This window comes from uncultured Amaricoccus sp. (assembly GCF_937858865.1).
Taxonomy (GTDB): Bacteria; Pseudomonadota; Alphaproteobacteria; order Rhodobacterales; family Rhodobacteraceae; genus Amaricoccus.
The window spans coordinates 1-5,479 of sequence record NZ_CALLYO010000137.1; the positions used below are offsets into that span (position 1 = coordinate 1).

7 protein-coding genes are annotated in these 5,479 nt (G+C 72.5%); 4 read left to right on the forward strand and 3 right to left on the reverse strand.

What is annotated here, in order from left to right; translation table 11 throughout:
• Positions 1–4: 4 nt before the first annotated feature.
• The 3 genes from Q0112_RS03830 to Q0112_RS03840 are packed head-to-tail and all read right to left on the reverse strand — an operon-like array spanning position 5 to position 2,450.
• Positions 5–913: a branched-chain amino acid ABC transporter permease gene (locus Q0112_RS03830; protein WP_297971633.1), complete on the reverse strand. Its 909-nt coding sequence runs from the start codon at positions 911–913 to the stop codon at positions 5–7.
• Positions 910–1,644 carry an ABC transporter ATP-binding protein gene (locus Q0112_RS03835; RefSeq protein WP_297971635.1) on the reverse strand — a complete coding sequence of 245 codons (735 nt, stop codon included), beginning with the start codon at positions 1,642–1,644 and terminating at the stop codon, positions 910–912. The genes Q0112_RS03830 and Q0112_RS03835 overlap by 4 nt, the downstream gene beginning before the upstream one ends.
• The gene (locus Q0112_RS03840) at positions 1,641–2,450 is read right to left on the reverse strand and encodes an ABC transporter ATP-binding protein (protein WP_297971638.1); all 810 of its coding nucleotides are present in this window, start codon (positions 2,448–2,450) and stop codon (positions 1,641–1,643) included. The genes Q0112_RS03835 and Q0112_RS03840 overlap by 4 nt, the downstream gene beginning before the upstream one ends.
• Before the next feature lie 111 nt (positions 2,451–2,561).
• On the opposite strand from Q0112_RS03840, the gene Q0112_RS03845 reads away from it, so the two are divergent.
• From Q0112_RS03845 to Q0112_RS03860, 4 genes are all read left to right on the forward strand, one after another.
• Positions 2,562–2,912 carry a TIGR04076 family protein gene (locus Q0112_RS03845; RefSeq protein ID WP_297971641.1) on the forward strand — a complete coding sequence of 117 codons (351 nt, stop codon included), beginning with the start codon at positions 2,562–2,564 and terminating at the stop codon, positions 2,910–2,912.
• 5 nt (positions 2,913–2,917) lie between these two features.
• On the forward strand, positions 2,918–3,964 hold the full coding sequence (locus Q0112_RS03850; RefSeq protein WP_297971644.1) for an aldo/keto reductase: 1,047 nt from the start codon (positions 2,918–2,920) through the stop codon (positions 3,962–3,964).
• A gap of 26 nt (positions 3,965–3,990) precedes the next feature.
• Positions 3,991–5,256, forward strand: coding sequence for an ABC transporter substrate-binding protein (locus Q0112_RS03855; protein ID WP_297971647.1), 1,266 nt, complete (start codon positions 3,991–3,993; stop codon positions 5,254–5,256).
• Between the two features lie 53 nt (positions 5,257–5,309).
• On the forward strand, positions 5,310–5,479 hold a 170-nt coding region (locus tag Q0112_RS03860), incomplete at its 3' end, for a tryptophan 2,3-dioxygenase family protein (RefSeq protein WP_297971650.1).

Below are 5,479 nucleotides of genomic sequence, written 5' to 3' on the forward strand. Positions count from 1 at the left end.
AGCATCAGTCGGCCCTCCCGAAGATGCCCTGCGGGCGGAGGAGGAGGATGGCGATGAGGATGACGAAGGCGACGGCGGCGCGCCACTCGGCGCCGACGAGCTGGACGGTGGCCGCCTCGGCGATGCCGACGACGAGGCCGGCGAGCATGGCGCCGGGGATGCTGCCGATGCCGCCGAGGATGGCGGCGGCGAAGAGGGGGAGCAGGAGGTCGAGGCCCATCTGCGGGCGGATCTGGACGAGGAGCCCGGCCATGACCCCGGCGACGCAGGCGAGGCCGGCGCCGAGGATCCAGGCGAAGCGGACGACGCGGCGGACGTCGACGCCGACGACGCCGGCGAGCGCGGGGTTCTCGCTGACCGCGCGCATCGAGCGGCCGAGGGTGGTGCGGGTGAGCAGGAGATGGACGAGGAGGACGAGGACGGCGGCGACGGCGAGGGTGAGGAGCTGGTCCGGGGTGGCGCGGACGGGGCCGAAGCGGAGGGCGATCTGCAGCTCGCTGGTGAAGTAGGCGGGGCGCGAGGTGAAGGTGAACTCGAGCAGGCTGCGCAGGGTGAGGGCGGCGCCGAAGCTCGCCATGACGAGGATGATGACGGCGCTGCGGCGGGCGCGGAGCGGGCCGAAGAGGAGGGCGTCGACGAGGAGGGCGAGGCCGGCGGTCAGCGGCACGGCGAGGAGGAGGGCGAGGGGGAGCGACCAGCCGAAGGAGAAGGGCTCGATCGGGGTGGCGAGGCCGCCGGCGAGCGCGCCGAGGGCGCCGGCGATCGCCAGGGCGAAGTAGGCGCCCCAGGCGAGGAAGTCGCCGTGGGCGAAGTTCGCGAAGCGCAGGATCGAGTAGGTGAGGGTGACGCCGATGGCGCCGAGGCCGATCATCGCCCCGGCGATGGCGCCGTCGAGCAGGACCTGCGGGCTCATGCCGGAGCCTCCGCCCGGCGGGCGCCGAGGTAGAGCTCGCCGACGATGGGGTCGCCCGCGAGGGTGGCGGCCGGGCCCTCGTGGGCGACGCGGCCCTCGACCAGGATGACGGCGCGGTCGGCGATGGCGAGGGCGGCGCGCACGTTCTGCTCGACGAGGACGGTGGTGACGCCCCGGGCGTTGATCGCCCTGAGCCGCTCGAAGACCTCGGAGACGATGCGGGGCGAGAGGCCGGCCGAGGGCTCGTCGAGGATGAGGACGGCGGGCTCGACGACGAGGGCGCGGGCAACAGCGAGCATCTGCCTCTGGCCGCCGGAGAGTGCTCCGGCGCGCAGGCCGGGGCGGGCGGCGAGGTCGGGGAAGGTGTCGTAGAGGGCGGCGATGCGACCGGCCTGGCGGGGGCGCGGCAGGATGGCGGCGGCGAGCTGGAGGTTCTCGTGGATCGAGAGGGTGGCGAAGATGTTCTCGGTCTGCGGGACGAAGGCGAGGCCGTGGCGGACCTTCTCGTGCGCGGGGGCGGCGGTGATCTCAGTGCCGGCGAGACGGACGGTGCCGGAATGGACCGGGACGAGGCCGGCGACGGTCTTGACCAGCGTGGACTTGCCGGCGCCGTTCGGGCCGAGCAGGGCGACGAGCTCTCCCGGGGCGACGGCGAGATCGACCCCGCGCACGATGGGCAGGTCGCGCTCGTAGCCGGCGACGAGCGCATGGGTCGAGAGGGCCGGGGTCATGCCGCCGCGCCGAGGTAGGCGCCGACCACGGCGGGGTCGCGGGCGACCTCGTCGGGGCGGCCCTCGGCGAGATGCCTGCCCGCCGCCATCACCACCACGCGGCCGCAGAGGCGGGCCACCATGTCCATGTTGTGCTCGATGAGCAGGATGGTGCGGCCCTCGGCGTGCAGGGCGAGGATGCGCTCGATGATGAGCTCGAGGAGCGTCGGGTTCACCCCGGCGGCCGGCTCGTCGAGGAGGATGGCGCGCGGGTCGGCCATGAGGACGCGGGCGAGCTCGAGGAGCTTGCGCTGGCCGCCGGAGAGGATGCGCGCGGGCTCGCCCTCGAGGGGGGAGAGCATGACGAAGTCGAGGAGGGCGCGGGCGCGCTCGACGGCGGCGCGCTCCTCGGCGGCGACGCGGGCCGGACGGAGGAAGTTCATCCAGGCCCGCTCGCCGGCCTGGCCCTGGGCGCCGGTCAGGACGTTCTCGAGCACGGTCATCTCGGCGAAGGGGCGCGGGATCTGGAAGGTGCGGCCGACGCCGCGGGCGATGCGCCGCTCGGGGCCCTCGCGCGAGACCTCGGCGCCGGCGATCAGGATCTCGCCGGAGGTGGGCGGGAAGGTGCCGGCGAGGAGGTTGAAGAGCGTCGTCTTGCCGGCGCCGTTCGGGCCGATGAGGCCGACCATCTCGCCGGGGGCGAGGGCGATCGACATGCCGTCGACCGCCGTGACCCCGCCGAAGCGCTTCACCAGGCCGCGCCCCTCGATCAGCGGCGGCTGGTTGCCCCGCTGGCTGCGGCCGGCGTCTCTTTCTTCCGCTGCCAAGGGCGCGCTCCGCGGGGTGAGTCCCTTGATCTTTTAGCTTCGATCCTGACCAATGGCATCACCCACGCCGCCCGAGCGGAGCGGAGCGGACCGGGACGGACGGACCGAGCGATGGCCGATGCGGCGGACGATTCCTTCGAGCTCTACGACCTCCGGGTCGAGGTGGTGGCCCCCGAGGGCGGGCCGATCTACTGCGGCGCGAAGCCGGGCGACCATTTCGAGCTGAGGGGCGAGATGCTGTTCCTGCCGCCGGGGCAGGGCTTCTCGATCTACTCGCTCGCCGCGGTGCTGCCGCTCCTCGCCGCCAAGCAGCGGCCGACCGAGGCCAGCGACTGGATGACGAGCGACGCGGAGGTGGCCTGCCCCGATCCGAACTGCTCGACGCGGCTGCGCATCACCCGCACCGGGCGGCGGCGCTTCAGCCACGCGGCGACGACCGCCGTGCCGCTGCCGGGGGCCTGAGGCAAATGCAGCGCATCCGCCTCGCGCCCGACCACGAGATCTCGCGCGTCATCCGCGGCGGCTGGCAGATGGCCGGCGGGCACGGCGCGGTCGACTCGGCCGCCGCCGTCGAGGACATGCTCGCCTGCGCCGACGCCGGCATCACCACCTTCGACGGCGCCGACATCTACACCGGGGTCGAGGATCTCCTCGGCGCCTTCCGTGCCCGCTACCTCGAGCTGAGGGGTGCGGCGGCGCTGGCGCGGATCAAGGTGCATACCAAGTGCGTGCCCGACCTCGACCTGCTGCCGCGGCTGACCTGCGCCGACATCGCCCGGACGGTCGACCGCTCGCTCCGGCGCCTGCGGGCCGATTGCCTCGACCTGGTGCAGCTCCACTGGTGGGACTATGACGCGCCCGGCTGGCTCGAGGCGGTGCACTGGCTCGACGAGCTCCGCCGCGCCGGCAAGATTCGCCACCTCGGCGGGACGAACTTCGACACCCGGCACATGGCGGCCATCGTCGACGGGGGCGTGCCGCTCGTCTCGATGCAGCTGCAGTATTCGCTCCTCGACCGCCGCCCGGAGAAGGCGATGCGCGCCGCCGCCGCGGCGCGCGGCGTGTCGCTCCTCTGCTACGGGACCGTGGCCGGGGGCTTCCTCGGCGACCGCTGGCTCGGGCGCGGCGAGCCGGAGGGGCCGCTCGAGAACCGCTCGCTCGTCAAGTACAAGCTCATCATCGACGACGTCGGCGGCTGGGATCTCTTCCAGGCGCTGCTCGCCGCGCTGCGCCGCGTCGCCGACCGGCACGGCAGCGACATCGCCACCGTCGCGAGTGCTGCCGTCCTCGCCCGCGAGGGTGTCGCGGCGGTCATCGTCGGGGCGCGCAACCGCGCGCACCTCGCCGCCAACCTCGCGATCTCGGATCTCGCGCTCGACGCGGCGGACATGGCCGCGATCGACGCGGTGCTCGCCGAGGCGAAGGAGCTCGAGGGCGACGTCTATTCGCTCGAGCGCGACCGGCACGGGCGCCATGGCGCGATCATGAAATACAATCTCAACCGGGGCGCCTAGCGCCGAAGAACAGGGAGACGACGGGGATGAGGAAGCTTCTCTGCGGCACGGCGCTCCTGGCGCTCGCCGGGGGCCTGGCCGGGCCGGCTGCGGCGCAGGACTGCCCGATCACCATCGGCATGGTGATGGAGCTGACCGGGCCGGCCGGCGCCTACGGCCAGGCCGGGGCCAAGGCGGCCGAGATGGCACTGCGCGACTTCAACGAGGCGGGCGGTGCCGGCGGCTGCGACATCGTCGCCGACGTGCGCGACAGCCAGAGCCAGGGCAACGTCGCGGTCGACCAGGCGACGCAGCTCGTCAACATCAGGAAGGTGCCGGTCATCATCGGCGGGATCATCTCGTCGGTCTCGATCCCGATCCTGACCTCGGTGACGGCGCCTGCCGGCGTGGTGCAGGTCTCGCCCGCCTCCTCCTCGCCGACGCTGACCGAGCTGGCGCGCGAGGGGAAGACGAACGGGGTCTTCTTCCGCACCATCACCTCGGACGCGCTGCAGGGGACGGCGGCGGCGAAGTTCGCCATGGACCAGGGGCTGACGAAGCTCGCCATCATCCACGTCAACAACGACTTCGGCGTCAACATGGTGCGCGAGTTCGCCAGCGCCTACGAGAAGCTCGGCGGCACGATCACCTCGACGACGCCCTACAACGAGAAGCAGGCCTCCTATTCGGCCGAGGCGAGCGCGGCCCTCGCCGGCGATCCGGAGGCGCTCTATCTGGTCAGCTATCCGGTGGACGGGGCGACGATCGCGCGGGCCTGGATCTCGAGCGGCGGGCCGGCGAAGTTCCTGCTCAACGACGGGATGAACTCGACCGACTTCATCACGGCGGTGGGGGCCAAGTATCTCGACGATGCCTTCGGCACGTCGTCGGGCACCAGCGAGACGGCCTCGACGAAGTATTTCTACGAGAATTTCGAGGCCTTCTCCGGCGGGATCAAGCCGGACGCCCCGGCGGCCGACCGGTCCTACGATGCCGGCGCCATCGTGGCGCTCGCCATCGCCAAGGCGGGGGGCAGCGACGCGGCGGCGATCAAGGCGGCGATTCCGGAGGTGGTGGCGGCGGACGGGGAGCCGATCCATGCCGGGAAGGAGGAGTTCGCCAAGGCGCTCGCGCTGATCGCCGAGGGCAAGTCGATCCGCTACGAGGGGGTGATCGGGCCGGTCAGCTTCGATGCGTTCGGCGACATCACCGGGCCGTTCCGGCTGTGGCGGATCCAGAACGGCGAGGTGACGACGATCGGCGAGATGAGCGCCGAGGCGGTCGCCGCGATCAAGGGCGGGGTGGCGAAGTAGCGGCTGCCGCCCGCGGGCCGCGGGCGAGGAACGGAGGTTCGGGCATGAGCGGGATGGAGACTTACGACCCGGCGTCGGAAGGGGCGGAGATGGCCTTCGACGGGCGGATGTCCTACGGCGACTATCTGCACATCGACGCCATCCTCGGGGCGCAGAAGCCGCTGAGCGCGGCGCATGACGAGATGCTCTTCATCATCCAGCACCAGACCTCCGAGCTCTGGAT